This window comes from Microbacterium sp., assembly GCF_035277845.1.
Classification (GTDB): Bacteria; Actinomycetota; Actinomycetes; order Actinomycetales; family Microbacteriaceae; genus Microbacterium.
The window spans coordinates 1-3,521 of the sequence record NZ_DATEJS010000305.1 but is presented as its reverse complement, the minus strand read 5'-3'; the positions used below and the strand labels follow the sequence as shown (position 1 = coordinate 3,521).

Annotated in this window: 4 protein-coding genes and 4 tRNA genes; 1 reads left to right on the top strand and 7 read right to left on the bottom strand. The window is 70.3% G+C overall.

The annotated features are described in order from the left end of the window. The 6 genes from VJR25_RS13405 to VJR25_RS13380 form a co-directional block, all read right to left on the bottom strand. A partial coding sequence (locus tag VJR25_RS13405; protein ID WP_324115819.1) for a DNA alkylation repair protein occupies nucleotides 1–382 on the bottom strand: 382 nt, incomplete at its 3' end. Further along, entirely contained in the window at nucleotides 379–885 is a 507-nt protein-coding gene (locus VJR25_RS13400; protein WP_324115817.1) for a glycine cleavage system protein R, read from the bottom strand. The genes VJR25_RS13405 and VJR25_RS13400, both read right to left, overlap by 4 nt. Before the next feature lie 9 nt (nucleotides 886–894). Further along, on the bottom strand, nucleotides 895–2,160 hold the full coding sequence (locus VJR25_RS13395) for an acyltransferase (RefSeq protein WP_324115815.1): 1,266 nt from the start codon (nucleotides 2,158–2,160) through the stop codon (nucleotides 895–897). A 233-nt stretch (nucleotides 2,161–2,393) separates the two neighbouring features. After that, a tRNA-Val gene (locus tag VJR25_RS13390) sits at nucleotides 2,394–2,465 on the bottom strand. Between the two features lie 38 nt (nucleotides 2,466–2,503). After that, nucleotides 2,504–2,577: transfer RNA gene (locus VJR25_RS13385), tRNA-Cys, on the bottom strand. Between the two features lie 50 nt (nucleotides 2,578–2,627). Next, a tRNA-Gly gene (locus VJR25_RS13380) sits at nucleotides 2,628–2,700 on the bottom strand. A 162-nt stretch (nucleotides 2,701–2,862) separates the two neighbouring features. Between VJR25_RS13380 and VJR25_RS13375 the strand changes: the two genes are divergently transcribed. Further along, nucleotides 2,863–2,935: transfer RNA gene (locus VJR25_RS13375), tRNA-Val, on the top strand. Between the two features lie 44 nt (nucleotides 2,936–2,979). Here the strand turns inward: VJR25_RS13375 and VJR25_RS13370 are convergent. Further along, nucleotides 2,980–3,521 (bottom strand): type II toxin-antitoxin system PemK/MazF family toxin (locus VJR25_RS13370; protein ID WP_414683789.1); only part of this gene is annotated, 542 nt, incomplete at its 5' end.

Sequence of the window (3,521 nt, the reverse complement as noted above, 5' to 3'; positions counted from 1 at the left end):
CAAGCTCGTCGGTGATGTCCCACCAGCGTCCGGTGCGGACCATGTGCTCCACGAGCGGAACGAGCCGAGGCTCGCCGCGGTTCGGCCGCAGGGCGAGCAGCTGCATCGCGGCGTAGCGGTGCTCGCGATGCGTGGCCTCGTCCCACAGGGTGCCGGCCGCCGCCCGGAGGGCGGCGGCATCCTTCTCTCCCGTCGCGACGGCCCGGGTGATCCGGCGGACATCGGGCACGCTCACGCCCAGGAACGGCATCGCCGATTTCATGTACGCCTGCTGGGCGGGCGCGCGCCGGGGGTCGGCGGTCGCTGCGAGCGCGACGCGGATGCCGCGCACCAACGCGGTCGGGTCGGACGCCCTCGACGCACGGGGGTCGGATCCGCTCACGCGACCGTGAGGTCCACCTGGATCTCGCCGGCGAGGCGCTCGAGGTCGACGACGACGGCGTCGAGGTCGGAGCCTTCCAGCGGACGCGCCCGGACGGTCGCCTCGAACAGCGTGCCGCCGGCCATCGGTGCCTCGAGCGTGCGGCTCGTCAGGTGGTCGATGCTGAAATGGTGCCGCGCGAGGGTCTCGCTGATGTCGCGCACGATGCCGGGGTGGTCGTTGCCGAGCACGCTGAACTCGATCTGAGCCCCGATCGGCGCCGGTTCGTCGCTGCCCACGTGCGGGGTCACCTGCAGCAGTCCGGCGAGCCCGGCGAGGTCGGCGCGCAGCGCGTCGACCGCGTCATCCGGAACCGACACGAGGATCACGCCGGCGAACACCCCGGCGAGTTCGGCGAGTTCGCTGGTCTCCCAGTTCCCGCCCCGCGCACTGACGATGTCGGCGAGGGATCGAACGAGTCCGGCGCGGTCGTCGCCGACCGCCGTGAGCACGAGCTTGGCCATGCCCCGAGCCTATTCGGCCCCTCGCGGGCGCGGAACCTCCCGCACTCGCGGCGCTACCCGACCGGCAGCGCCGACCGTACTGGAGCGCTGCTGTCGCGATGTCTCCGCGGCCTCGCGCCGGCGCTGGATCGGATGGCAGGCCGCGACGCCCCGGCCCACCCGGCGGGCGAGCGAGGCCGCGGGCGTCTCGATGCCGCGACGGAACAGCTCGGCCGTCGCCAGCGCGACGACGGCGGCGATCGGCAGGGCGAGCCAGAACGTCCGGTCCCCGAACAGCTTCACGGACGCCACCAGGATGGGCTCGTGCACGAGGTACAAGCTGAACGAGACCGCCCCTGCCCACAGCAGGGTCCGATGGGTGAGCACCCGCTGCGCAGGTCCCCAGTGCATCGCGAGGAGCACGACGACCATGGCAGCGGACACCGAGAGGGCCATGGTGACGATGCCCGGCAGTCGCCACGCCCACAGGGTCCATCGCGCCGGCAGCATCACGACCACCCACAGCACCGCCGCGGCCGTCAGAGCACGCACGGCACCCCGGCTCGTGCCGATCACGGACGCCGGCCGACCGGCGTGGCCGCGGATGCCGGCGAGCACCGCGCCGACGAGGAAGACGGCGAGGTACGTACCGCCGCCGAGCGCGAGGATCGCGTAGGCGGCGAGCGGGGCCGAGGCGAGGGCGAGCCAGGCCGTTGCGCCGCCGCGCGCACGCACGGCGAACACGAACAGGGGCAGGAGCAGCGAGAACCACACCTCCCACTGCAGGGACCACAACGGCGAGATCCCGGCGCCGGCGCCGAGCATCAGGGTCAGGTCGTGCAGCACACCCCTCCGATTCATCGCGTCCGCGCGGCGCGCGATCCATTCGCTCGACGCGGCACCATGATCCGCGTCGCCGAAGAGCGTCACCAGCGCCACGGCGAGCCCCACCGCGGCGACGACCGGAATGTAGAGCCGGATGATCCGCTGCGGGTAGTACGCACGCCACGTGAACCGCGGCGAGTCGAGCGCCTGCCGCGTCAGCACGAAGCCGCTCAGCACGAAGAAGGTCCAGACCGCGCCGGTCCCCTCCCACACGAGGTGCAGCGGGGACCACGTGAGCAGGTACTCCGCCACGGTCTGCGACGCACGCGAATCCGCGCCGTGGTAGTACGCGTCGGCGAACACCGGAATGCTCAGCAGTGAATGATGGGCCAGCACGACCAGGCAGGCGATCCCCCGCAGTCCGTCGAGTGCTGCGAGCCGCGTCGCTGTCGTTCGTGTCTCGGGTCTCATCAGGTCGCTTTCCTCGCCGTGCGACCGATCGACCCGACATCGGCACTCGCGCCGACCCGCCATGGGGGCGACCGGTACGGTGCGTGGCGGTGTCCAGAACGCTAGTCACCCGCCTTGTGCAGCCCGGGTGCGACTCGTGGGAATCCCATCCGAGCCGGCGTGTGCTGCCGGGGACGCCGGCGGGCATCATCCGGAAACAAGAAAAACCCCCGAATGATCGGGGGTTTCGTCTGTGCGCGATACTGGGATCGAACCAGTGACCTCTTCCGTGTCAGGGAAGCGCGCTACCGCTGCGCCAATCGCGCCTGTACAGGCTCTTCATTTGTCCGGCATGCACCGGGAGTGGAGGTGGCGACGGGATTCGAACCCGTGTAAACGGCTTTGCAGGCCGGTGCCTAGCCGCTCGGCCACGCCACCGTGTGTGGTTCGACCACGGCGTGATCCCCCGAAGGAGATCCCCGCACTCGAGCGGATGACGAGACTCGAACTCGCGACCCTCACCTTGGCAAGGTGATGCGCTACCAACTGCGCTACATCCGCGTGTCTTCCGGGCTGCCCCGGCGACTCCATCGACTTTACCCGACGTTCCCGCAAGTGCAAAAACGAGCGCAGCCCGCGCGTGTCACACGCGTGGACCCCGCCCGTGGTCAAGAAGCCCCCCGGAGTTCGTATAGTATCGAACCTGTTGCTCCGCGGAGCTTCGGGCGATTGGCGCAGTTGGTAGCGCGCTTCCTTCACACGGAAGAGGTCATCAGTTCGAGTCTGGTATCGCCCACCGCCAAGGCCCCGGTCCACCCGGGGCCTTTTTCGTTTCCGGGGTCACTCCCCCACGGCCCAGCCGTACCTCTTGTGCAGCACCTGGGCGACACGGGCGAACCTGTCCGCGTCGAGCGCGGCCGCTTCGCGGCGCATGCCGTCGTGATGGACCACGTAGAGCTGGTCGACGTCGAGCCAGGACGGTCGCCCCTGCTGGTCCCACGGCCCCGTGCCGAGCAGGATGAAGTCGCGGTTGCGGTCTTTGGGCTTGCTGGTGAGCTTGATCGCGTACACCGACGTCGCATCCCGGCGGCCGATGACCAGCACGGGACGGTCCTTGCCGCGTCCGTCGTTCTCGGCGTACGGCACCCAGGTCCAGATGATCTCCCCGCCATCCGGATCGCCGTCGCGTGACGGTGCGTAGGTGATGCGCAGGTCTTTGCGGCCCGGCGGAGCCATCGCGACGGTCGCGGTCGTGCCCGTGCGGCCGGGTTCGATCCCGGGCGCGATGGGCGGTGCCGTACTCGCCGGGCTCGCCGGGCGGCCGAAGAGGAACGAGACGATGCGCGCGAGCAAGCCGGATGCCACGACGGTCACCCTACCGT

Excerpts from the sequence above, each read along its gene's own strand:
- VJR25_RS13400 (WP_324115817.1), bottom strand. The coding sequence starts at position 885 with ATGGCCAAGCTCGTGCTCACGGCGGTCGGCGACGACCGCGCCGGACTC.
- VJR25_RS13395 (WP_324115815.1), bottom strand. The coding sequence starts at position 2,160 with ATGAGACCCGAGACACGAACGACAGCGACGCGGCTCGCAGCACTCGAC.